Genomic DNA, 24,013 nt, shown 5'->3' with positions numbered 1-24,013 from the left:
ATATGTGTTTGACTTATCACTTGGAGAGTTCCATGGATGCATTAGAGCTCCTGCTGCAGCGCCGTTCCGCCTCCCGCCTGAGCGAGCCTGCTCCGTCCGGTCAGGCGCTGGAAAACATCTTTCAGGCCGGGCTGCGCGCGCCGGATCACGGCGGCCTGCAGCCGTGGCGCTTTGTGACCGTGCAGGGCGACGGTCGAGAGCGCCTGAGCGCGCTGCTACACGACATCGCGCTGGCCGGGGGGAGCGATGAGAAAGGCGTTGAGAAGGCCCGCAGCGCCCCCTTTCGCGCGCCGCTGATCGTTACGGTGATTGCCCACTGCAATCGCGACAGCCGGGTGCCTCAGTGGGAGCAGGTCGCCTCCGCCGGGTGTGCCGTGATGGCGATGCAGATGGCGGCGCAGGCGCAGGGATTTAACGGTATCTGGCGCAGCGGCCACTGGACCGAAGAGCCTCGGGTGCGTCAGGCGTTTGGCTGCCGCGAGCAGGATGTCATCGTCGGCTTCCTCTATCTGGGCACGCCCACCCTGAAGGCCGCCAAGGTACAGCCGCTGGATAGCAGCGCCTTTGTCCACCGGTTCTGATCTTCCCGTCTCACTCATTCAGAATGCGTATCATGCGGCCCCGGAGTCAGTGGCCTCTCCGGGGCGCGATGAATGGCCATTTCCTGTGCATGTAACCGTTTGCTTTTGCACTATCGCGCGGCTTATTGATCGCGTGACTTATCAATTCCCCGCGCGGGCGCTACTATTGCACGATTTTATTTTTCTTGATGGAGAGGAGTAGGGTATGACTGCGCCGGCCATTCGTTTGACACAGTACAGCCATGGGGCGGGGTGTGGCTGCAAAATCTCGCCGAAAGTATTGGAGTCCATCCTGCACAGTGAGCAGGCCAGGTTTGTCGATCCCCACCTGCTGGTGGGGAATGAGACGCGCGACGACGCGGCGGTTTACGATATCGGCAACGGGGTTGGCATTATCAGCACCACCGACTTCTTTATGCCCATCGTGGACGATCCGTATGATTTTGGCCGTATCGCGGCCACCAATGCCATCAGTGATATCTACGCCATGGGCGGTAAACCGATCATGGCGATCGCCATCCTGGGTTGGCCGCTGGAGAAGCTGGCGCCGGAGATTGCCCGTCAGGTTATCGAAGGGGGGCGCCAGGTGTGTCGCGAAGCCGGTATCTCACTGGCCGGGGGCCACTCCATTGACGCACCGGAGCCCATTTTTGGCCTGGCGGTCACCGGGACGGTCAGCACCGAGCGGGTGAAGAAGAACAGTGCGGCGCAGGCTGGCTGTCGTCTCTACCTGACCAAGCCGCTGGGGATCGGTGTGCTGACGACCGCAGAGAAGAAGAGCGCGCTGCGCCCCGAACACCGTGGGCTGGCGCGCGATACCATGTGTCAGCTGAACAGTCCGGGCGCCGACTTTGCCGATATTCAGGGCGTGACGGCGATGACCGACGTGACCGGGTTTGGCCTGCTGGGTCACCTGAGCGAGATTTGCCAGGGCTCCGGTCTGCAGGCGACGCTGTGGTTTGATCAGATCCCGCGCCTTCCCGGCGTCGAGGCATATATCGCCCAGGGCTGCGTGCCGGGGGGAACCGGGCGTAACTTTGACAGCTATGGGCATCTGGTTGGGTCGATGGACTCGCTGCAGCGCCAGCTGCTGTGCGATCCGCAAACCTCCGGCGGTCTGCTGTTGGCGGTAACGCCGGAGGCCGAGGCGGCGGTACGCGACGTTGCGCTGCGCCATGGTCTGACGCTGAGTGCCATCGGTGAACTGCACGCGCCGCGTGCGGGTGAACCGCTGATCGAGGTTCAGGGATGACAGGCAAGGCTGTAACCCGCCCGGATGGTACGGACTACCTCTCCATTCTGGCCAATGATATTCCGTTAATCGATGTGCGCGCCCCGGTAGAGTTTCAGACCGGGGCGTTTCCTGGCGCCTGTAACCTGCCGCTGATGCTGGACAGCGAACGCGAGGCGGTCGGTATCTGTTACAAGCAGCAGGGGCAGGACGCCGCCATCGCGCTGGGTAACCGCCTGGTCCATGGCGAGGTGCGCGCCGCGCGCATCGCGGCCTGGCGTGAGCAGTGCCAGCGTCACCCCGGGGGCTATCTCTACTGTTTCCGCGGCGGCCTGCGCTCCCATATCGTACAACAGTGGCTGCGCGAGTCGGGGCTGGACTATCCGCTGATCGAGGGGGGCTATAAGGCGCTGCGCCATGCCATCCTGCAGTTTACCGAGCAGGCATCGGTGCTGCCGATGGTGCTGATCGGCGGCAATACCGGCTGTGGCAAAACGCGGATGCTGCGTGAGCTGCGCGCTGGTATCGATCTGGAGGGCGCCGCCCACCACCGCGGCTCATCTTTTGGGCGTACCGTGGTTGCACAGGGCACGCAGATCGACTTTGAGAATCAGCTCGGCATCGCCCTGCTGAAGAAGCACTGCGCCGGTATCCGCCACTGGATCCTGGAGGATGAGGGGCGGGTGATCGGCTCTAACCATGTTCCGCTGTGCTTCTATAATCAGATGCTGCAGGCGGCGGTGGCGGTGGTGGATGAGCCCTTTGAGGCCCGTCTGGCCCGGCTGCAGGAGGAGTATATCGACCTGATGCGCGTGGAGTATGAGCGCGCCTACGGGCGAGAAGCGGGCTGGCAGGCCTATGCGGAGTACCTGCATCACGGGCTGTTTGCCATCCGTCGCCGACTGGGGCTGGAACGTTACGCTGAGCTGGATGCCCACTTGGTCAGGGCGCTGCAGCAGCAGCAGGCTGGCCGCGGCAGTGAGGGGCACCTGGCCTGGCTGGTTCCGCTGCTGCATGACTACTATGATCCGATGTACGGCTACCAGTTGGAGAAGAAGGCAGCGCGGGTTGTTTTTCGCGGTGACTATCGGGCCGTCAGGGAATATCTCCTCTCTCTCAGCCAGACATATGGTGACTGATGCGGCTGTTTATTGCGGAAAAGCCCAGCCTGGGGCGGGCTATTGCGGATGTGTTGCCTAAGCCGCACCGGCGTGCGGACGGCTATATTCAGTGCGGCGACGGTGACGTGGTGACCTGGTGTGTGGGCCATCTGCTGGAGCAGGCCGAGCCGGACGCCTACGATGCCCGCTACGCGCGCTGGAATCTGGTCGATCTGCCGATTGTACCGCAGAAGTGGCAGCTGCGACCCAAAGCATCGAGCGCCAAGCAGCTGAAGGTGATCGAGCGCCTGCTGCGCGATGCGCAGCAGGTGGTGCACGCCGGCGACCCGGATCGCGAAGGACAGCTGCTGGTGGATGAGGTGCTCGACTTTCTGGCCTTGGCGCCGGAAAAGCGGCGTCAGGTACAGCGTTGCCTGATCAATGACCTTAACCCCCAGGCGGTGGCGCGGGCGCTGGAGCGACTGCGCGATAACCATGAGTTTATGCCGCTGTGCGTCTCTGCGCTGGCGCGCGCGCGCGCCGACTGGCTGTACGGCATCAACATGACCCGCGCCTATACCCTGCTGGGGCGCAACGCCGGCTATAACGGCGTGCTCTCCGTGGGCCGGGTGCAGACGCCGGTGCTCGGGCTGGTGGTGCGCCGCGATGAGGAGATAGCGCACTTTGTCGCCAAGGATTACTACGAGGTGCGGGCGCATATCGTGACGCCATCCGGCGAGCGCTTCTGGGCGCAGTGGCAGCCCAGCGAGGCCTGTGAGCCCCATCAGGATGAAGAGGGGCGTCTGCTCAACCGCGCGCTGGCGGAGCATGTTATCGCCCGGATCCAGGATAAGCCTGCCCGGGTGACCGGCTATAACGATAAGCGTGAGTCCGAGGTGGCGCCGCTGCCGTTCTCCCTGTCAGCGCTGCAGATCGAGGCCGCCAAGCGCTTTGCCATGAGCGCTCAGCAGGTGCTGGATATCTGTCAACGTCTGTATGAAACCCACAAGCTATTGACCTATCCCCGCTCTGACAGCCGTCATCTGCCGGAGGAGCACTTTGCTGGGCGCCATGCGGTGATGGCGGCGATTGCCACCCATGCGCCGACGCTGGCCAATCTGGAGAGCGTCGACGTCCAGCGGCGTAACCGCTGCTGGGATGACAACAAGGTTGATGCCCACCATGCCATCATTCCTACGGCCCGGGCAGGCGGCGTTACGCTGAATGAGGATGAGCGCAATATTTATCAGCTGGTGGCCCGTCAGTATCTGATGCAGTTTTGCCCCGATGCGCAGTACCGTAAGTGTGTCATCGATCTGGAGATTGAGGGCGGGGGATTTATCGCCAAGGCGCGATTTCTGTCTCAGGCCGGCTGGCGTGCGCTGCTCGGTGCCAAGGAGCGGGATGACGAAGACGAGGGAATGCCGCTGCCGGTGGTGGCCCGCGATGACCTGCTGCACTGCGAACGGGGCGAGCTGATGGCGCGCCAGACGCAGCCGCCGCGCCACTTTACCGATGCTACACTGCTGTCGGCCATGACCGGGATCGCCCGCTTTGTACAGGATAAATCGCTAAAGAAAATCCTGCGAGCGACCGATGGTTTAGGTACCGAGGCGACGCGTGCCGGTATTATCGAACTGCTGTTTCGCCGCGGGTTTCTGCATAAAAAGGGGCGCTATATCCACGCCAGCCAGACGGGAAGTGCGCTGATCCACTGTTTGCCCGAGATGGCCGGTCGCCCGGATATGACGGCACACTGGGAGTCGACGCTGACGAAGATCAGTGAGCGGGGCTGCCGCTATCAGGACTTTATGCACCCGCTGGTGGAGACGCTGCAGCAGCTGATCCATCAGGCGCGCACTGCCGTGAACCCCCGCGCGTTCCGTGATTTGCCGCCCATTGAAAACGGCCGGTCACGGCGCACCAAGGGGACAACTGCGTCCAATAAGAGGAAAAAAGCATGAAGAAACAATCCGTAATGATGGCGTTTGTCGCGCTGCTGTGGAGCGGGGCGCTGCAGGCTCAGGGCACCGTCTCTACCAAAGGTGCTCAGCAGGGGGCCACCACCGCCATTGCCGCCGGCGGTATTGATGTGGTGGTGCCGATGCCGGCCAACGGATATACCAACGGGGTCAACAACGTGAACTGCAGCCGCTGCTGCCTGTATCAGGATCGCTACTACTCCGAGGGGGCTGTTGTCAGTACGGATGGCCTGCTGCTGCAGTGTCAGGCCAATCCGCAGGTGCTGAGTACCAACAACCTGCGTTGGGTGGTGCTGAAGAAAGGGTAAACGCGCCAGACTCTCTCCGCGATGGCCTCAGGCATCGGCGTGAAAACGCGCCAGCAGATCCAGATAGGCCTGCAGCAGCGGCCTGTCCGCCGGCGCCAGGTCGTATGTCTGCGCCTGGCATGGGGCGACCCAGCACAACGCCGCGTGCTCTCGCGCCTCAGGTTCGCCCCCTTCCGGCTGTACCCGCCAGGCGTGCAGGTGGATGCGCTTACCCGGCAGGTGCAGTGTGCTGCTGGCGACGTAGTCGCTGACCCGGCAGCGTAGCCCCAGCTCTTCATCCAGTTCACGCTGCAGCGCCTGAGGCTGGCTCTCTCCCGCCTCGACCTTTCCACCGGGAAACTCCCACAGCCCCGCCTGATCCTGCCCCTGGCCGCGCTGAGCTAGCAGGATAGCACCGCGCCGCTCAATGATGGCGGCGACGACATGCAGGATTTTTTCCGCTGCCTGCGCGCTCATGAAAGTGCGAACTCGGCCCAGATCGGGGCGTGATCCGAGGGTTTCTCCATGGCGCGGATCTCATAGTCGATGCCGGTATCGGTACAGCGCTGGGCCAGCGGCTGACTGGCCAGCAGCAGATCGATGCGTAGACCGCGGTTATCATCAAACCCTTTGGAGCGGTAGTCAAACCACGAGAAATGGTCGTCACCCTGCGGGTTGGCCTGACGGTAGGTATCGACCAGACCCCACGCCAGCAGCCGATCCAGCCACTCCCGCTCCTCCGGCAGGAAGGAGCACTTGCCGCTGCGCAGCCAGCGCCGTCGACTCTCATCACCGATCCCGATGTCAATATCGCGTGGGCTGATGTTCATATCACCCATGATTAGCACCGGGTTCTGCGGCGTGAGTGAATCCTGCAGGTAGCGTTGCAGATCGGCGTAGAATTTGCTCTTTGCCGGAAACTTTATCGGGTGATCGCGACTTTCGCCCTGCGGAAAGTAGCCGTTAATGACGGTCAGCGTGCCCAGCTCGGTGGGGATATCCGCCATGATGACGCGCCGCTGTGCTTCGGCATCGTCACCCGGGAAGCCTTTACGCACCGCCAACGGTGCCATTCGGGTCAGCAGGGCGACGCCGTAGTGGCCTTTCTGGCCATGGTAGTGCAGCTGATACCCCAGATGTGCCAGATCCTGCAGCGGAAACATATCGTCATGTACCTTGGTTTCCTGCAGACCGATCACGTCCGGGCTATGCTTCTCAACGATCGCCGCGAGCTGATGGGGGCGGGCACGCAGCCCGTTGATGTTGAAAGAGATAAACTTCATGGATTCTGGCCGTTGAATAAAGGTGCCCGCATGGTAGCAGATGGCGGTCGCAAGCTGAACCTTGTCCTGCGTGGGGGTAATCGGGCGATAGGGCGTTCAGTCCCAGCGGTTCAGGTTGTGCGGCCGGTAGCTATCGAAAGCGTCCAGCAGACGCTCGGCGCTGTCATCATACAACAGCGTCGCCAGGCAGAGGGGGCGAATGAACCCCTCGTCGGCGCTGTAGCGTAGAAAGTCGCACAGACGCTGGTAATAGCCTCCCACGTCCAGCAGCCCTACCGGTTTACTGTGGTAGCCAATTTGACTCCATGTCCAGATCTCAAACAGCTCCTCCAGGGTACCGATGCCGCCCGGCAGGGCGATGAATCCATCGGCCCGGGCTGCCATACGCGCTTTGCGCGTGTGCATATCGGGGACGATCTCCAGTGACGTCAGGCCGTGATGTGCCGTTTCGGCCTCCACTAAGCACTGGGGGATCACGCCGTGAACCTCGCCGCCGGCCTCCAGCGCCGCGTTGGCCAGCGCTCCCATCAGCCCCTTACCGCTGCCGCCGTAGATCAGTGTTCGTCCCTGACGGGCTAAGGTACGCCCCAAATGGCGAGCGCTGTCCACGTAGCGATCGGACACACCGTCGCTGGCCCCGCAAAAGACACAAATCGCATTACGCATCATTTCCCTTAATTTGCAGGCAAAGTGTGAGATATAGCGAATATTCGGTTGGATGGCAAGGGATAAGCGCTGTGTAGGGCGGGGGTGCAGGCTCTTATCTTCCCCGCATGTGCTTCTGCTCTGAAATAAGCGCTTGGAATGGATGACAGAGAACAACATAAGAATGGTGGTGGGGGAAGGATGACTCGGCGCGTAGCGCCTCGCCCTGCGGGCCGTTGCCTGGGGCAACGTTGTCTCGCGTTGCTCGACGCGAACCTTGGTCGAAGGTTCTCACCTTCCCCGGATCGGGTGCTGGTTTGATATAGGCGTTTGAGATGTATAGCAGAGAACAACATAAGAATGGTGGTGGGGGAAGGATTCGAACCTTCGAAGTCTGAGACGGCAGATTTACAGTCTGCTCCCTTTGGCCACTCGGGAACCCCACCTTTTTGGAATGATATTGTCAACCGGCAGCGCCGGACACTGGGCTAGAGCGTTTTGCGACGCCATTTCAAGAGGTGAAATGGTGGTGGGGGAAGGATTCGAACCTTCGAAGTCTGAGACGGCAGATTTACAGTCTGCTCCCTTTGGCCGCTCGGGAACCCCACCAGATTGTCGCGCTTCGTTATCACCGGAAGCGGGGCGCATAATAACAAATCGCACCGCGCTGTAAAGCGCTGGAGAGGAAAAAAAAATTGTTTGCCGTTTTTTTGCCCGCACTGCTGTGCGGGCGTACAGAAAACAGAGAAAAAATGAACAAATCAGAAAATTACAGTGCGGTTGCCACAGACGAACACCCGCTGAGCCAGTACGCGATACAGGGCCCGGCTGAGCACATTTTTTTCCACATCGCGCCCCGCGCGTATCATCTCCTCTGCGGTATAGCTGTGATCGACGTGAATAACGTCCTGCATGATGATCGGGCCTTCATCCAAATCATTGTTTACAAAGTGCGCCGTCGCACCAATGATCTTCACTCCTCGCTGATAGGCCTGGTGGTAGGGACGGGCGCCGATAAACGCAGGAAGAAACGAGTGATGAATATTGATGATGCGGTCAGGGTAGCGGGCAACAAAGCCGGGGGTCAGCACCCGCATATATTTGGCCAGTACCACATAGTCCGGTTCAAAGCGATCGATCTGTTCGGCAACGGCCGCATCGTGCGCCTCACGGCTGAGGCCTTCGTGACCGATCAGGACGAAGGGGATATCAAACTTTTCGACTAACGCCTGTAGCGTCGCGTGGTTGCCGATGACGGCGGCAATCTCGACGTCCAGTCCGCCATAGGCGCTCTTGATCAGCAGATCGCCCAAGCAGTGGGCCTCTTTTGTGACCAGGATTACTATGCGCTGACGGGATGTGGTGATGATTTCGCGAGCGGAGCCCGGCGGCAGTGCGTCATCCAGATCGGCCAGCAGGGTGGCATCGTTAAAGCTCCCCTCAAGTTCGGTACGCATAAAGAAGCGCCCGCTGGCGTGGTCGACGAACTCATTGTTCTGAATAATATTGAGCTGATGCTTGTAACAGATATTGGTAATTTTGGCGATCAGCCCCTTGGCATCGGGGCAGACGGTACGCAGGACTTTTCGTTGAATAACGGGTTGTGACATGTGTTGGCATCCTTGTTCTTGCCGGGCCGTTATCACGACGTCCACCGAGAAGGGAGTGTCAATTCCCCCGTTCAGGGCGGGACGCAGCCTAGCGTCCGCAGCATTTTTTATATTTGTTGCCGCTGGCGCACGGGCAGGGGTCATTGCGTCCTACCGTGGGCCGGGCTCCATCAACATAGTACCAAGCGTGATTGAGATCCAGAAAACGCGATCGTTCGTGAATAGCACCGTTTGTATGTGTAGAGGGCGTATGGAAGCGGGCGATAAACTCCACAAACCCTTCATGTACATCGCGGCCCGGCATACTGGCGATAACGCGGAGTCCCAGCCACTGAGTGTCGTCAAAGCTGGCGATAATCGCATCGCGCTCCGCAGCCATTTGGCAATCGGGATGCCAGGTGGCAATCAGATAGTCAGCATGGTGGGTGACAAAGGCGCTGTAGCGTGAGCGCATCAGCTGCTCCGGCGTTGTCGCCCGCTGTTCTCCGTTCAGATAAGGGGCGCAGCAGTCAGAAAATGCGCGCTCGCTGCCGCAGGGGCAGGGCGCATCAAGAGGATGGCGTAATTTCATAGGAATAACCATTTGCAACTATTGGTGAGAAAAGGTTAGGCGCAATATCGCCCGGCTTCTATTCTGATATTCTGGTCATAATAACCAATATCTGCTGTAGATAAGTAAAAATCTGGTTTTTAGAAAACTGCGGTGAATCGCGCAATATATAACATTTTCACTGGTCGTCAGGGCAAGTGTGCCGATATTGAACCACACTAGGATCAGTCAGGGTATGAGAGGCCGGCTATGTCACAGGTGCTCACCGATAAACAGATTATGATCGTCGACGACGATGCCGTGTTTCGACGCCTGCTGGCTGGGTATCTGGCTACACAGGGCGTAAGGGTCAGCGAAGCAGTCAACGGGCGTGAGGCGTTGAGGCTGTACGCACAGTGTCGCCCCGACCTTATCCTGTGCGATTTATCCATGCCGGAAATGAATGGCATTGAGCTACTGCGTCACCTGCTGATGCGCGGCAATCAGACTCCGGTGATGGTGATTTCGGCGACGGAGTCGGTCAGCGATGTTGCCCGAGCTATGCGGCTCGGGGCAAAAGATGTCCTGCTGAAGCCGGTGCGCGATTTTACCCGCTTTCGACAGATGCTGCTGACCTGCCTCTACCCGGCATTGTTCGATTCGCTGGCGTTAGAGGAGAATGCCCTGAGCCATGATTGGGCCGCGCTGCAGCGTGATCCCGTGCAGGCTGTACGGCTTTTGCGCCAGCTCCAGCCACCGGTTCAGCAGATGATCGCCGGCTGCCGAGTCAACTACCGTCAGCTGACGGATCCGGAAAGCTGTGGCCTGGTGCTAGATATCGCGCCGCTGTCGTCGCGGGAGATGGCGTTTTATTGCCTGGATACGACGCGCAGCGCAGAGTATGGCGCTCTCGCGGCGTTGATGATCCGCGCTATCTTTAATGCCCTGTTGCAGAGCCAGCAGGCTGCCCGTGAGCGGTCATTGCCGCATATGTCAGTGATCCTCAAACGTGTCAATCAGCTGCTGCGTAAAGCGGGGCTGCATGGACAGTTTCCGATGCTGGCGGGGTACTACCATACCGTCAGCGGCAACGTGGTACTGGTTACCGCTGGGTTACACGCCCGGCTGGAGGCGGGTGAGCGTACGGTCCAACTGAACGGCGGTATGCCGCTGGGAACCTTGGGGAGCGTACATATGAACCAGCTCAGTCTGCGTAGCCGGAGCTGGCAGTGTCAAATATGGAGCAGTGTCGGGCAGCTTCGTCTGATGCTGGCGGCTCCGGAGCAGCAGGCGCTACAGCCACTGCGGCGCCAGGCGCCAGGCGCCTAGCGCGGTAGGTATCCTCCGTGTCTTTCGGTATTTTCCGCTATCTTTTTTTCATCAACCGGCGCTATTCTCGGTGCTGTCGTTTGTTTATCCATTTGATCTTAAATACAGATGAAAGACATGCGCGCGATTACCGAGCTGGTATACTCGCTGAGAGTTTTGCATTCATATCGTTCGTTTATGGACGAGCGAACAATGCGCCATTCGTATAGAGGAGTTGTATGTCAACGTCAGTGAGAAAAGTAAAAAAAGCCGTGATTCCGGTGGCTGGATTGGGAACGCGTATGCTGCCGGCAACGAAAGCTATTCCGAAAGAAATGTTGCCGCTGGTAGATAAGCCGCTGATCCAGTATGTGGTGAATGAGTGTATTGCCGCCGGTATTAATGAGATCATTTTAGTCACGCATTCATCGAAGAACTCCATCGAGAACCACTTTGATACCAGCTTTGAGCTGGAGGCTATCCTGGAGAAGCGCGTTAAGCGTCAGCTGCTGGCCGAGGTTCAGGCTATTTGTCCCAAACACGTGACTATTATGCAAGTGCGTCAGGGGTTGGCTAAAGGTTTAGGTCACGCTATTCTATGCGCACATCCGCTGGTGGGCGATGAGCCTTTTGCCGTGATATTGCCTGACGTTATTTTGGATGAGTACAGCGCAGATTTAAGCAGCGATAACCTGAGTGAGATGCTGCGTCGCTATGAGTCCACCGGTGCCAGCCAGATTATGGTTGAACCGGTGCCGATGGCCGATGTATCTAATTATGGTGTGGTGGATTGCTGCGGTGCGCAATTGACTGCAGGGGAAAGCATTGCTATTCGCGCGGTGGTCGAAAAACCGCCACGCGATAAGGCACCGTCTAATCTGTCTATCGTTGGCCGCTATGTTCTTTCTCCGGATATTTGGCCATTGCTGTCTAAAACTCCACCGGGAGCTGGTGAGGAAATTCAGCTAACGGATGCGATTGCCATGCTGCTGAAGAATGAAACCGTTGAGGCTTACCACCTGAAAGGGCGTAGCCATGACTGTGGAAATAAGCTGGGCTATATGCAGGCGTTTGTTGAGTATGGACTGCGTCATCCTGCGTTGGGTGAAGATTTTGCGGCCTGGATCAAGGGGCTGAATTTAAGCAAGTAAATTGGTAAAAAATAAAAGTGGCGCTCTTAGGGGCGTCATTTTTTTTGCCATAATGCAACTAGACAAAGGTATGGGGTAGTTAATACCTATAATTGATTAAATTCATGAATGAGACTATTCCTAATGGCAGCAGGGGGCCCGTAGTAGAAACAATCATTAGCAATAATAAGAGGAGCGTGGCGGTTGCGTTGGGCAGGGGGGATGAGGAAAACAAAAATAGCCTCATCAGAGGCTATTTTTAACATAGGCATGCCGTATGCGTAGATTAGATCAGGAAGTCATCCAGTGACTTGTCCTGCTCTTCAATGGCGTTTTTGATCACGGCCGGCGTACGGCCCTGGCCAGTCCAGGTTTTAGTTTCGCCATTTTCGTCAACATACTGATATTTAGCCGGACGTGCAGCGCGCTTGGCTTTACCGGTAATCTTGGTTGCATTCATGGTTTGCAGTAGTTCATTCGGGTCGATGCCATCAGCGATCAGCATTTCGCGGTACTGCTGCAACTTACGGGTACGCTCTTCGATCTCGGCCTGAGCTTGCTGGTCTTCTTCGCGGCGCTCTTTTACCACGACCTCCAGTTTCTCCAGCATTTCCTCTAGAGTTTCCAGAGTGCATTCACGGGCCTGGGCGCGGAGAGTACGGATGTTGTTAAGAATTTTTAATGCTTCGCTCATTTTCCTAATCTCAAATTATATTGGTGGGGGCGTCATCTTTATAATAGAGTGCGACTTTATTTAACGCAATAGTGAATTTTGTAAGAATGGAAAAATATTCGTCGGTATGAGTCAAATATTGAGGGGCTGACCTTGTTAATATTTCACTCTATTATCTATATCGCCGCATGATGTCGGCCAGACCATTCTGTGTACAGGTTTTACCTGTTGATTAGCCGTTTGATGTATATAAATACACCCTGATTCTACTTTTGTGCGGACAATTGCCCGGGAAACGCTTATGGTACGCTTGTCATAAACCATCCTGAAACAACTGTTAGGTCGATCACTTATTTGTATGCGTCATGTCATATTTATTCTGTAATCGCGCTCAGCTATGCCTACAGATAAGCGTGTTCTGTACAGATTTTACACATCATCTGAGCCGGGTCACGGGGAATAACCCGGACATCACGCGGCCCTGCATATATGGTAGAATCCCCCTATACTAGGTGATTTTTCGGTTTAAGGCTGTTTGATGGCACAACTTTATTTTTATTACTCTGCAATGAATGCCGGGAAATCCACGGCACTGTTACAGTCCTCTTATAACTACCGCGAGCGGGGAATGCATACCCTGGTATTCACAGCTGAAATAGATAATCGCTATGCGGTGGGGCAGGTCAGCTCACGTATCGGCCTGCACTCACCTGCAATGCTGTATAATCAGGGGACTGATCTTCTGGCCGAAATCCGTCAGGCGCATCAGCAGCAATGTGTACACTGCGTTCTGGTTGATGAAAGTCAGTTTCTCACTAAAGCACAGGTTCTGGCGTTGTCGATGGTGGTCGATGATTTAGATATTCCTGTGCTGTGCTACGGTTTGCGTACTGATTTCCGGGCGGAACTCTTCCCTGGTAGCCAATATTTATTGGCCTGGGCCGATAAGCTGGTTGAGCTTAAGACTATCTGCCACTGTGGCCGCAAGGCGAATATGGTGCTGCGGCTGGATCAGGATGGGCGAGCGCTGAAAGACGGTGAGCAGGTGGTGATCGGCGGCAATGAGCGTTATGTCTCCGTTTGTCGTCGGCACTATAAGGAAATGCTCGGTGTGACCTCCCGGTAACGTCACATCGCTTATCACCATCTGCGCCGCGCAGTTCCTCTCAGCGGCGCGCTTTTCCCCCTATCTCAGTCTCTCCAGCACGCGTCGCTGAGGCCATCGCATCGTAGTGCTGTCGATAGCGTCCTTCGCGTCGATATGGCCCCTGTCGCCCCTTCGATGCAGAGTAGGCCCGTGATGTTCGGCTCGTATTCCGCTTCAGCGTCCTGTGGACTACGGTGCGGCTTCTATACGCCGCAGAGCGCGGTGCTATGGTTATGTCTATCCGCGAGCTGCGGCGACGGTACCGGTGTCTGGGTACGCGGGGAGACGGACGCCAGTGGTAATGGGCAGGGGGTGATAGATAGGCGGTTTGGATATCAATGAAACGGGCCCCGTGAAAGGAGCCCGTGGCAGTGATTTATGCCGATTGCATCAGCGTGCATCGGCATGGAGCAGGGTTAATCAGGCTTTTTTGGCTTTTTTTTCCGCTTTCGGAGTGACGACGGCCTTGCTCTCCTCCTGCGCGTGCTCAACAAACTCGCGGCCGTAGTAGGTATCCAGCAGAATTTGTTTGAGTTCGGCAATCAGCGGATAGCGCGGGTTGGCACCGGTGCACTGATCATCGAAGGCATCTTCGGACAGCTTATCCACTTTCGCCAGGAAGTCGGCTTCCTGTACGCCGGCTTCACGGATAGAGGCGGGGATACCCAGTTCAGCCTTGATGCTCTCCAGCCAGGCCAGCAGTCTCCCGATCTTCTGCGCGGTGCGGTCGCCCGGTGCGCTCAGACCCAGATGGTCTGCGATCTCAGCGTAGCGGCGACGGGCCTGCGGACGGTCGTACTGGCTGAATGCGGTCTGCTTGGTCGGGTTGTCATTAGCGTTGTAGCGGATAACGTTAGAGATCAGCAGGGCGTTGGCCAGACCGTGCGGAATGTGGAACTCGGAACCCAGTTTGTGGGCCATGGAGTGACATACCCCGAGGAAGGCATTGGCAAAGGCGATACCGGCGATGGTTGCGGCGTTGTGTACACGCTCGCGGGCAACCGGGTTTTTGGCACCCTCTGCGTAGCTGGCAGGCAGGAACTCTTTCAGCAGTTTCAGGGCCTGCAGCGCCTGGCCGTCAGAGTATTCATTGGCCAGAACGGAAACATAGGCTTCCAGCGCATGGGTTACCGCATCCAGACCGCCGAAGGCGCACAGGGATTTCGGCATGTTCATCACCAGATTGGCATCTACGATGGCCATGTCCGGCGTCAGCGCATAGTCAGCCAGCGGGTATTTCTGCCCGGTCGCATCGTCGGTCACCACGGCGAACGGCGTAACTTCAGAGCCGGTACCAGAGGTGGTGGTGATGGCGATCATCTTGGCTTTAACACCCATTTTCGGGAATTTATAGATACGCTTACGGATATCCATAAAGCGCAGTGCCAGCTCCTCGAAATGGGTCTCCGGGTGCTCGTACATAACCCACATGATCTTGGCCGCATCCATCGGCGAGCCGCCGCCCAGCGCGATGATCACGTCCGGTTTGAAGGAGTTCATCTGCTCGGCGCCTTTGCGCACGATGCTCAGGGTCGGATCGGCCTCAACTTCGAAGAAGACTTCGGTTTCGATGCCATGCGCTTTCAGTACGTTGGTAACCTGGTCGGCATAACCGTTGTTGAACAGGAAACGGTCGGTGACGATAAAGGCGCGCTTGGCACCGTCGGTTGCCACTTCTTCCAGCGCGATCGGTAGGGCGCCGCGGCGGAAGTAGATAGACTTAGGAAGTTTATGCCACAACATGTTTTCTGCTCGCTTCGCTACCGTTTTCTTGTTGATCAGGTGCTTTGGACCCACGTTCTCAGAGATGGAGTTACCACCCCAGGAGCCGCAGCCCAGCGTCAGGGAGGGCGCCAGTTTGAAGTTGTACAGGTCACCGATGCCCCCCTGAGAGGCTGGGGTATTGATCAGGATGCGGGCGGTCTTCATCTTCTCGCCGAAGTAGTTTACGCGCACGCCCTGGTTATCCTGGTCGGTGTACAGGCAGGAGGTATGACCGATACCACCCATGGCAACCAGCTTCTCGGCTTTCTCTACGGCGTCTTCGAAGTTCTTGGCACGGTACATGGCCAGGGTTGGAGACAGTTTCTCGTGTGCGAATGGCTCGGAGTCGTCAACAATGCTGACTTCGCCGATCAGAATCTTGGTCCCTGCCGGTACGCTGATTCCTGCCATTTCAGCGATTTTCTCTGCCGGCTGGCCTACAATGGCGGCATTCAGTCCGCCATTCTTCAGGATGATATCCTGAACGGCTTTCAGTTCTTTACCCTGCAGCAGGTAGCCGCCGTGGGTAGCAAAACGCTCACGCACTTTGTCGTAGACGGAGTCGACGACGATAACAGACTGTTCAGATGCACAGATTACGCCATTGTCGAAGGTCTTGGACATCAGGATGGAGGCGACTGCGCGTTTGATATCTGCGGTTTCGTCGATCACCACCGGCGTGTTGCCTGCACCAACGCCGATAGCTGGCTTGCCGGAGCTATAGGCTGCTTTAACCATGCCTGGGCCACCGGTGGCCAGGATCAGGTTGATGTCTGGATGGTGCATCAGCGCGTTGGACAACTCGACGGATGGCTCATCGATCCAACCGATGATGTCTTTCGGCGCGCCGGCGGCGATGGCTGCCTGCAGCACGATATCGGCGGCCTTGTTAGTGGCCTGTTTGGCACGCGGATGCGGGGAGAAAATGATGCCGTTACGGGTCTTCAGGCTGATCAGTGCCTTGAAGATTGCGGTGGAGGTCGGGTTGGTGGTCGGTACGATACCGCAGATCAGACCGGTTGGCTCAGCGATGGTAATCGTGCCGAAGGTATCGTCTTCGGACAGAATACCGCAGGTTTTTTCATCTTTATAGGCGTTGTAGATATATTCGGAAGCGAAGTGGTTTTTTATCACTTTATCTTCAACGATACCCATACCGGATTCAGCGACGGCCATTTTAGCCAGCGGAATACGGGCATCGGCGGCGGCCAGAGCGGCGGCACGGAAGATTTTGTCTACCTGTTCCTGAGAGAAGTTGGCAAACTCGCGTTGGGCTTTTTTTACACGGGCGACCAGCGTATCGAGTTCAGCGGTGTTGGTTACAGCCATGAATGCTCTCCTGATAATGTTAAACTTTTTTAGTCAATCAGCCGCATAGGGCAGACCAGTATAGATACTGGTGCGTTGCTGCGCCGGGCATTTGCTGCTGGCAGGCTGCTAATTTGCTAAAACACCTTAACATGGATGGTAAGGTGGCATTGTCTCGAACGCATTACCCTGTCACCTTGCCGAGATGGCCATCCGTATCCATCTTTTTTTGATGCAGACGAGCTTACTCATTCTTGGGTATTTGTTTTGTGATTAAAATCACGAATACGACAAGCTGACACCATTCAGCATGGTTTAGTTGAGAATAAATATCATCTTACGCTAAAACTCAGTGCTTTATACGTATAAAAAACAACAAAACCGTTATCCCGTCACCGGATTTTGCCGCAGATGATACTGCGCAGATCGACGGCAAATAGTAAAAATTCTATGGTGGAATGATAGATCGGCGCAGTCATTTCAATTACATTACGCGCGATGACCATCATCTTTATATTGTGGAGCATATAGTGACTCAGCCTCTGCTGGATCTGTCCGGGTATATCAAATACTTTATTGGCCTGTTCGCCCTGGTAAACCCCGTCGGGATCTTGCCCGTATTTATCAGCATGACCAGCTATCAGGCCGCCGCGGCGCGCAACCGAACTAACCTTACGGCGAATCTTTCAGTGGCCATTATTCTGATTACGGCGCTGCTGCTGGGGGATTCGATACTGAATGTCTTTGGTATCTCCATCGACTCTTTCCGTATTGCCGGCGGTATCTTGGTGATGACTATCGCCATGTCGATGATCAGCGGTAAGCTGGGTGAGGATAAGCAGAATAAGCAGGAGAAGTCGGAAACGGCTATCCGCGAAAATGTTGGCGTGGTGCCGTTGGCGCTACCGCTAATGGCCGGTCCCGGTGCCATCAGCTCGACAATCGTCTGGAGCTCCCGCTATCACGGTTGGCAAAATCTATTGGGTTTTTCGCTGGCGATCATTCTGTTCGCCTTCTGCTGTTGGCTGTTGTTCCGTGCTGCGCCACTGCTGATGCGATTGTTAGGGCAGTCGGGGATCAACGTCGTGACGCGTATCATGGGGCTGCTGCTGATGGCGTTGGGTATTGAATTCATCGTCACCGGGGTGAAAGCTATTTTTCCCGGCCTGCTGTAATCGACAGAGGGCGGCGGTGACGCCGCCCCTGTAATAGATATATCTACACAATATATTTAATCATCTTATCTTTATTTTGCGAGCGTATTTGGTGGTGGGTTAATTCGCCGCCGTAGTGCCTATTTTTGTAAAATTGTCCTACATAGAGGACAACATTGTGTACATTATCCGGTGTTTCTTCATACCTACCTTAATTTCAATCAGTCCTTTTATCTATGTAAATCTTACTTCTTGTAATATTGTTTTGATTTTTTGCGAAAAATTGAAATTTTAGGCAGCAGAAAATGTGACAATCCTATATTTTATGTTATATCAGTGACTTACAATTGATTTTTATCATGGGGGAGGGCAGTCTGTGAGAAAGCACGAAATACAGTGGTGCTCACATGGTAATCAGGCGGCTCACCCAGGATGTCACGCTATCTTACGGGCGTTGGTACTCCAGGCGGCATTCTTGTCAGCTCAATATGCTACAGAAAATCGCGCTCTTGGTAGTTATGCTGACCCAATCCATCATCACACGGCCTAAGTCGCCGTTATTTTGTTACCCGGCAACAATAAATGCCAGCCGCCGCGATGGCGGTATAAGGCAAGCTGCAGCGAATGAACCGTTCCTTCATTACCGCAGTGAATAAATAACGATGTTGACCTGCCTGCCCGCAGGCTTCCTTTTGAATACGGGAGTGGTAGTAATGAGCAAACACATCATTAAAAAAAGTATGTTAACCCTCGGTATTTTCAGCGCATTTGGCGTAGCGGTGGTAGCTCAGGCTGCCGAGGTACCGGCCGGTGTACAGCTGGCTGCCAAACAGGAGCTGGTCAGAAATAATGGTTCGGAGGTCTCCTCCCTCGATCCGCACAAGATTGAAGGTGTGCCGGAAAACAACGTGACCAACGATCTGCTGGAGGGGCTGACGCAGCACGAGAGCCAGGGGCAGACGATCCCCGGCGTGGCGCAGCGTTGGGAGAGCAAAGATAATAAAGTGTGGGTATTTTACCTGCGTCCGGATGCTAAGTGGTCCAACGGTGACCCTGTCACCGCAGAGGACTTCGTCTATAGCTGGCAACGGATGGCCGATCCCAAGACCGCATCGCCCTACGCGAGCTACCTGCAGTATGCCCACGTTGCGAATATTGGTGACATCATCGCCGGCAAGCGGGATAAATCGGCTCTGGGAGTCAAGGCACTGGATGATCATACATTCCAGGTCACTCTGAGCGAACCGGTTCCTTATCTACCGGAGATGACCGCGCACTATGCGATGAAACCGGTCAATAAGGTGGCGGTCGAGAAGTTTGGTGACAAGTGGACCCTGCCGCAGAATTATGTCAGCAATGGTGCCTATAAGCTGAAAGACTGGATCGTCAACGAGCGCATCGTGCTGGAGCGAAATCCGCAGTATTGGGACAATGCGAAGACGATCATCGATAAGGTAACCTTCCTGCCCATCGCATCGGAGGTGACCGATGTGAACCGCTATCGGGCCGGCGAGATCGATATGACCTATAACAATATGCCGATCGAGCTGTTTCAGAAGCTGAAGAAGGAGATCCCCGAACAGGTGAAAGTGGATCCCTATCTGTGCACCTATTACTACGAGATCAATAATCAGAAGCCGCCGTTTAACGATCCCCGTGTGCGTGAGGCACTCAAGCTGGGACTGGATCGCGATATTATTGTTAACAAAATCAAGAATCAGGGCGATCTGCCGGCATACAGCTTTACACCGCCCTATACCGATGGTGCCGTGCTGACACAGCCGGCCTGGTTTGGCTGGTCGCAGGAGAAACGCAGCCAGGAGGCCAGGAAGTTGCTGACTGAGGCGGGGTATGGCCCTGGTAAGCCGCTGACCTTTAATCTGCTCTACAACACCTCGGATCTGCATAAGAAGCTGGCGATTGCCGCCGCCTCGATCTGGAAGAAAAACCTGGGGGTCGATGTGAAGCTGGAGAACCAGGAGTGGAAGACCTTTCTCGATTCGCGCCATCAGGGGAACTATGATGTTTCCCGCGCCGGCTGGTGTGCCGACTATAATGAGCCGAGCTCATTCCTCAATATGATGCTGTCGACCAGCAGTAATAATACCCCACACTATAAGAGCCCGGCCTTTGATCGCATTATGGCCAACGCCCTGCAGGCGCCGGACAAGGCTGGCCGCGCAGCAGTCTACCAGCAGGCTGAGCAGCAGTTGGATCGCGATTCGGCTATCGTTCCTGTCTATTACTACGTTAACGCCCGTCTGGTGAAACCTTTTGTCGGTGGCTATACCGGCAAGGATCCGCTGGATTATGTCTACGACAAAAATCTTTATATCGTTCAACATTAATTGCTCGTCGTGCGGCCGGGAGACCGGCCGTCGGCGTGGCTGACAGCCTGCGAGGCTGATGTACAGGGTTTGGGCTATGCTAAAATTTATACTCCGTCGCTTTCTGGAAGCGATTCCGACGCTTTTTATTCTGGTCACTATCTCGTTTTTTATGATGCGTCTGGCGCCGGGCAGCCCGTTTACCGGGGAACGCACGCTACCGCCGGAGGTGATGGCCAATATCGAAGCTAAATACCATCTCAACGACCCCATTTGGAAGCAGTATGGCCGCTATCTGCTGCAGCTCTCTAAGGGTGATTTTGGCCCCTCGTTTAAATATAAGGATTATTCGGTAAACGAGCTGGTTGCCGCCTCTTTTCCCGTTTCGGCCAAGCTGGGTTTTGCCGCCTTTTTCATGGCGGTTGTGTTGGGGGTCTCTGCCGGGGTCATTGCGGCCCTGAAGCAGAACTCGCGCTGGGACTATGTGGTGATGACCTTTGCCATGACCGGGGTGGTGATCCCCAGCTTTGTGGTCGCGCCACTGCTGGTGCTGATCTTCGCCATCTCGCTGCACTGGTTGCCGGGCGGCGGCTGGAACGGCGGAGCCCTGAAGTTCATACTGCTGCCGATGGTGGCACTCTCGCTTTCCTACATTGCCGGTATCGCGCGCATTACCCGGGGATCGATGATCGAGGTGCTGCACTCTAACTTTATCCGTACCGCCCGGGCCAAGGGACTGCCGCTGCACCGCATTGTGCTGCGTCATGCGCTGCGCCCGGCGCTGCTGCCGGTGCTCTCCTACATGGGGCCTGCTTTTGTCGGCATTATTACCGGCTCGATGGTCATTGAAACCATCTATGGCCTGCCGGGGATCGGCCAGTTGTTTGTCAATGGCGCACTGAACCGGGACTACTCACTGGTGCTCAGCCTGACGATCCTGGTAGGCACCCTGACGATTGTATTTAACGCTATCGTTGACGTGCTGTACGCCGTAATCGATCCCAAAATCCGTTACTGAAAGAGGCGCCTATGTTAGTCAATAAAAACAGCGCCGCCGCGGTGAGCAGCTTCAGCGAACAGCTGGACGTGGAAGGGCGCAGCCTGTGGCAGGATGCACGGCGCCGCTTTATGCATAACCGTGCGGCGCTGGTCAGCCTGTGTATTCTGTTTCTGATTGCCCTGTTTGTGATCTTCGCCCCGATGCTGTCGCCGTTTGCCTACGACGATACCGACTGGGGGATGATGTCGGCGGCGCCGGCGTTGGAGGGGGGACACTATTTTGGTACCGACTCCTCCGGGCGCGATCTGCTGGTGCGTGTCGCCATTGGTGGACGTATTTCGCTGATGGTCGGGATTGCCGCTGCGCTGGTGGCTGTGGTGGTCGGCACGCTGTACGGTGCGCTCTCCGGTTACCTGGGCGGTAAGGTGGACTCCGTGATGATGCGTATGCTGGAGATCCTCAACTCGTTTCCCTTTATGTTCTTCGTCATCCTGTTGGTGACCTTTTTTGGCCAGAATATTTTGCTGATTTTTATCGCGATCGGCATGGTTTCCTGGTTGGACATGGCGCGTATTGTCCGCGGGCAGACGCTGAGTCTGAAGCGCAAGGAGTTTATCGAGGCGGCGCAGGTGGGAGGGGTAACGACGTGGCGTATTATTCTGCGCCACGTGGTGCCCAACGTGCTGGGTGTGGTGGTGGTATATGCGTCGTTGCTGGTGCCGAGCATGATCCTGTTTGAATCGTTTCTGAGTTTTCTGGGGCTGGGTACCCAAGAGCCGCTCAGCAGCTGGGGCGCCCTGCTGAGCGATGGGGCCAACTCGATGGAGGTCTCTCCCTGGCTGCTGATCTTTCCGGCCTTTTTTCTGGTGATCACGCTGTTTTGTTTTAACTTTATCGGTGATGGGCTACGCGATGCCCTCGATCCGAAAGATCGTTGAGGGGCATAGAGATGAAATCCGGTTTATTGAATGTACGCTCCTTGCGTGTGACCTTTGCAACGCCGGACGGCGACGTCACGGCGGTCAACGACCTTAATTTTTCGCTGGACGCCGGTGAGACGCTGGGGATCGTCGGTGAGTCTGGCTCGGGAAAGTCGCAGACCGCGTTTGCTCTGATGGGACTGCTGGCGCCGAATGGACGTATCGGTGGCTCGGCCAGCTTTGATGGGCGCGAGATCTTAAATTTACCGGAGAAGGCTCTTAATCGGCTGCGCGCCGAAGAGATCGCCATGATCTTTCAGGACCCGATGACCTCCCTCAACCCCTATATGCGCGCGGGTGAGCAGCTGATGGAGGTGCTGATGCTGCACAAAGGAATGAGCAAGGCGCAGGCGTTTGATGAGTCGGTACGGATGCTGGATGCGGTGAAGATGCCGGAGGCGCGCAAGCGCATGCGCATGTTCCCCCATGAATTTTCCGGTGGGATGCGCCAGCGTGTGATGATCGCGATGGCGCTGCTGTGCCGCCCGCGACTGCTGATTGCCGATGAGCCGACCACGGCGCTGGATGTGACGGTGCAGGCGCAGATCATGACGTTGCTCAATGAGCTGAAGCGGGAGTTCAATACTGCGATCATCATGATAACGCACGATCTGGGAGTCGTTGCCGGTATCTGTGACAAGGTACTGGTGATGTATGCCGGGCGTACCATGGAGTATGGCCAGGCGCGCGACGTGTTCTATCACCCATCGCACCCGTACTCCATCGGGCTGCTGAACGCGGTGCCGCGCCTGGATGCAGAGAGCGGGGAGGCGCTGCTGACCATCCCGGGCAACCCGCCTAACCTGCTACGTCTGCCGGCCGGCTGCCCGTTTCAGCCGCGCTGCCCCTATGCCGATGCCAGCTGTGATGCGTCGCCACCGCTGACGGCCTTTGGCGATGGGCGCCTGCGCGCCTGCTTCAGAATGGTGGAGGAACTGGCATGAGTGGGCCGATGAGTGACAAAAGCATATTGTTGGAAGTGGCTGATCTGCGAGTCCATTTTGATATCCGGGACAACAAGGCCTGGTTTTGGCAGCCGCCCAAGCGCCTGAAGGCGGTGGACGGTGTGACCCTGCGCCTGTATCAGGGGGAGACGCTGGGCGTTGTCGGCGAGTCAGGCTGCGGCAAGTCGACCTTTGCCCGCGCGCTGATCGGCCTGGTGAAGGCGACCTCCGGCAGCGTTAGCTGGCTGGGGCGCGATCTGCTGGGAATGAATGAAAAGCAGTGGCGTGAGGTGCGCAGCGATATCCAGATGATCTTTCAGGATCCACTGGCGTCGCTAAACCCGCGTATGACCATTGGGGAGATTATTGCCGAGCCCCTGCGTACCTATTATCCGCAGATGGCGCGCGGAGAGGTGCGCGACAGGGTGAAGGCGATGATGATGAAGGTGGGCCTGCTGCCTAACCTCATCAACCGCTATCCGCACGAGTTCTCCGGTGGTCAGTGTCAGCGTATAGGGATTGCCCGGGCGCTGATCCTGGAGCCCCGGCTGATTATCTGCGATGAGCCAGTGTCGGCGCTCGATGTGTCGATTCAGGCGCAGGTGGTCAATCTGCTGCAGTCGCTGCAGCGGGAGATGGGGCTGTCGCTGATCTTTATCGCGCACGATCTGGCGGTGGTGAAGCATATCTCCGACCGTGTGTTGGTAATGTATTTGGGACATGCGGTGGAGCTGGGCACTTATGATGAGGTGTATCACAACCCACAGCACCCCTATACCAAGGCGCTGATGTCGGCGGTGCCGGTGCCGGATCCCGACAGGGAGCGCAATAAGCAGATTCAGCTGCTGGAGGGGGAGCTGCCGTCGCCGATCGATCCGCCATCGGGCTGCGTGTTCCGCACCCGCTGTCCTCAGGCCGGGCCAGAGTGTGCACAGACCCGGCCGCTGCTGGAGGGCAGCTTCCGTCATGCGGTCTCCTGCCTGAAGGTCGATCCGCTATAGCCGAACGGAGCCATAAAAAAACCGCCTGA

21 protein-coding genes, 2 tRNA genes and 1 other RNA gene are annotated in these 24,013 nt (G+C 56.7%); 14 read left to right on the top strand and 10 right to left on the bottom strand.

The genetic code is table 11. The annotated features are described in order from the left end of the window. The first annotated feature begins 32 nt into the window (after positions 1-32). From EIEH_RS09525 to EIEH_RS09505, 5 genes are all read left to right on the top strand, one after another. Entirely contained in the window at positions 33-581 is a 549-nt protein-coding gene (locus EIEH_RS09525; RefSeq protein WP_015870987.1) for an NAD(P)H nitroreductase, read from the top strand. 205 nt (positions 582-786) lie between these two features. Further along, positions 787-1,833, top strand: a complete 1,047-nt coding sequence (selD, locus tag EIEH_RS09520) for a selenide, water dikinase SelD (RefSeq protein WP_015870988.1) — start codon at positions 787-789, stop codon at positions 1,831-1,833. Then, on the top strand, positions 1,830-2,951 hold the full coding sequence (mnmH, locus tag EIEH_RS09515) for a tRNA 2-selenouridine(34) synthase MnmH (RefSeq protein WP_015870989.1): 1,122 nt from the start codon (positions 1,830-1,832) through the stop codon (positions 2,949-2,951). The genes selD and mnmH overlap by 4 nt, the downstream gene beginning before the upstream one ends. After that, positions 2,951-4,876, top strand: coding sequence for a DNA topoisomerase III (locus tag EIEH_RS09510; protein WP_015870990.1), 1,926 nt, complete (start codon positions 2,951-2,953; stop codon positions 4,874-4,876). Before mnmH ends, EIEH_RS09510 begins: the two co-directional genes overlap by 1 nt. Beyond that, positions 4,873-5,202, top strand: a complete 330-nt coding sequence (locus tag EIEH_RS09505; protein ID WP_015870991.1) for a DUF1496 domain-containing protein — start codon at positions 4,873-4,875, stop codon at positions 5,200-5,202. The genes EIEH_RS09510 and EIEH_RS09505 overlap by 4 nt, the downstream gene beginning before the upstream one ends. 27 nt (positions 5,203-5,229) lie before the next feature. On the opposite strand, the gene EIEH_RS09500 is transcribed toward EIEH_RS09505, so the two are convergent. The 8 genes from EIEH_RS09500 to EIEH_RS09470 form a co-directional block, all read right to left on the bottom strand. Then, complete coding sequence (locus EIEH_RS09500) at positions 5,230-5,658, bottom strand: pyrimidine (deoxy)nucleoside triphosphate diphosphatase (RefSeq protein ID WP_015870992.1); 429 nt, start codon at positions 5,656-5,658, stop codon at positions 5,230-5,232. Next, a complete protein-coding gene (xthA, locus tag EIEH_RS09495) occupies positions 5,655-6,464 on the bottom strand; it encodes an exodeoxyribonuclease III (protein ID WP_015870993.1) in 810 nt (269 codons plus the stop codon). Before xthA ends, EIEH_RS09500 begins: the two co-directional genes overlap by 4 nt. Before the next feature lie 96 nt (positions 6,465-6,560). Continuing rightward, positions 6,561-7,130: an LOG family protein gene (locus tag EIEH_RS09490; RefSeq protein WP_035609371.1), complete on the bottom strand. Its 570-nt coding sequence runs from the start codon at positions 7,128-7,130 to the stop codon at positions 6,561-6,563. Positions 7,131-7,294: 164 nt separating this feature from the next. Continuing rightward, positions 7,295-7,424, bottom strand: a non-coding RNA gene (locus tag EIEH_RS16915) — RtT sRNA. Positions 7,425-7,470: 46 nt separating this feature from the next. Continuing rightward, positions 7,471-7,555 (bottom strand) — tRNA-Tyr (locus tag EIEH_RS09485). A 78-nt stretch (positions 7,556-7,633) separates the two neighbouring features. Next, positions 7,634-7,718 (bottom strand) — tRNA-Tyr (locus tag EIEH_RS09480). Between the two features lie 152 nt (positions 7,719-7,870). Continuing rightward, entirely contained in the window at positions 7,871-8,719 is an 849-nt protein-coding gene (gene purU / locus EIEH_RS09475; RefSeq protein WP_015870996.1) for a formyltetrahydrofolate deformylase, read from the bottom strand. A gap of 88 nt (positions 8,720-8,807) precedes the next feature. After that, entirely contained in the window at positions 8,808-9,290 is a 483-nt protein-coding gene (locus tag EIEH_RS09470; protein WP_015870997.1) for a YchJ family protein, read from the bottom strand. 228 nt (positions 9,291-9,518) lie between these two features. Here EIEH_RS09470 and rssB point away from each other — a divergent pair, with 228 nt between their 5' ends. Both rssB and galU read left to right on the top strand, forming a co-directional pair. Then, complete coding sequence (rssB, locus tag EIEH_RS09465) at positions 9,519-10,577, top strand: two-component system response regulator RssB (protein WP_015870998.1); 1,059 nt, start codon at positions 9,519-9,521, stop codon at positions 10,575-10,577. 218 nt (positions 10,578-10,795) lie between these two features. Then, entirely contained in the window at positions 10,796-11,707 is a 912-nt protein-coding gene (gene galU, locus EIEH_RS09460) for a UTP--glucose-1-phosphate uridylyltransferase GalU (RefSeq protein ID WP_015870999.1), read from the top strand. Between the two features lie 265 nt (positions 11,708-11,972). Here the strand turns inward: galU and hns are convergent, their stop codons facing one another. Further along, positions 11,973-12,380 carry a histone-like nucleoid-structuring protein H-NS gene (gene hns / locus EIEH_RS09455; RefSeq protein ID WP_015871000.1) on the bottom strand — a complete coding sequence of 136 codons (408 nt, stop codon included), beginning with the start codon at positions 12,378-12,380 and terminating at the stop codon, positions 11,973-11,975. Positions 12,381-12,897: 517 nt separating this feature from the next. On the opposite strand from hns, the gene EIEH_RS09450 reads away from it, so the two are divergent. Further along, a complete protein-coding gene (locus EIEH_RS09450) occupies positions 12,898-13,485 on the top strand; it encodes a thymidine kinase (protein WP_015871001.1) in 588 nt (195 codons plus the stop codon). Positions 13,486-13,926: 441 nt separating this feature from the next. Here the strand turns inward: EIEH_RS09450 and adhE are convergent, their stop codons facing one another. Next, a complete protein-coding gene (gene adhE, locus EIEH_RS09445; protein WP_015871002.1) occupies positions 13,927-16,599 on the bottom strand; it encodes a bifunctional acetaldehyde-CoA/alcohol dehydrogenase in 2,673 nt (890 codons plus the stop codon). 509 nt (positions 16,600-17,108) lie between these two features. On the opposite strand from adhE, the gene EIEH_RS09440 reads away from it, so the two are divergent. The 6 genes from EIEH_RS09440 to oppF all read left to right on the top strand — a co-directional run bounded on the left by EIEH_RS09440 (position 17,109) and on the right by oppF (position 23,984). Further along, complete coding sequence (locus EIEH_RS09440; RefSeq protein ID WP_015871004.1) at positions 17,109-17,753, top strand: YchE family NAAT transporter; 645 nt, start codon at positions 17,109-17,111, stop codon at positions 17,751-17,753. Between the two features lie 692 nt (positions 17,754-18,445). Further along, positions 18,446-20,080 (top strand): oligopeptide ABC transporter substrate-binding protein OppA, encoded by a 1,635-nt coding sequence (gene oppA / locus EIEH_RS09435; RefSeq protein WP_015871005.1) that lies wholly within the window; start codon positions 18,446-18,448, stop codon positions 20,078-20,080. 76 nt (positions 20,081-20,156) lie between these two features. Next, entirely contained in the window at positions 20,157-21,077 is a 921-nt protein-coding gene (oppB, locus tag EIEH_RS09430) for an oligopeptide ABC transporter permease OppB (RefSeq protein ID WP_015871006.1), read from the top strand. Positions 21,078-21,088: 11 nt separating this feature from the next. Then, positions 21,089-21,997 carry an oligopeptide ABC transporter permease OppC gene (gene oppC, locus EIEH_RS09425; RefSeq protein ID WP_015871007.1) on the top strand — a complete coding sequence of 303 codons (909 nt, stop codon included), beginning with the start codon at positions 21,089-21,091 and terminating at the stop codon, positions 21,995-21,997. 11 nt (positions 21,998-22,008) lie between these two features. After that, positions 22,009-22,983, top strand: coding sequence for an ABC transporter ATP-binding protein (oppD, locus tag EIEH_RS09420; RefSeq protein WP_015871008.1), 975 nt, complete (start codon positions 22,009-22,011; stop codon positions 22,981-22,983). Positions 22,984-22,991: 8 nt separating this feature from the next. Next, entirely contained in the window at positions 22,992-23,984 is a 993-nt protein-coding gene (gene oppF, locus EIEH_RS09415) for a murein tripeptide/oligopeptide ABC transporter ATP binding protein OppF (RefSeq protein WP_370447957.1), read from the top strand. The last annotated feature ends 29 nt before the right edge of the window (positions 23,985-24,013 follow it).

The sequence above is a fragment of the Edwardsiella ictaluri ATCC 33202 genome (assembly GCF_000264785.1).
Taxonomy (GTDB): Bacteria; Pseudomonadota; Gammaproteobacteria; order Enterobacterales; family Enterobacteriaceae; genus Edwardsiella; species Edwardsiella ictaluri.
Note: the sequence above shows the minus strand (reverse complement) of the source record. Positions and strands in the feature narration are given on the sequence as shown.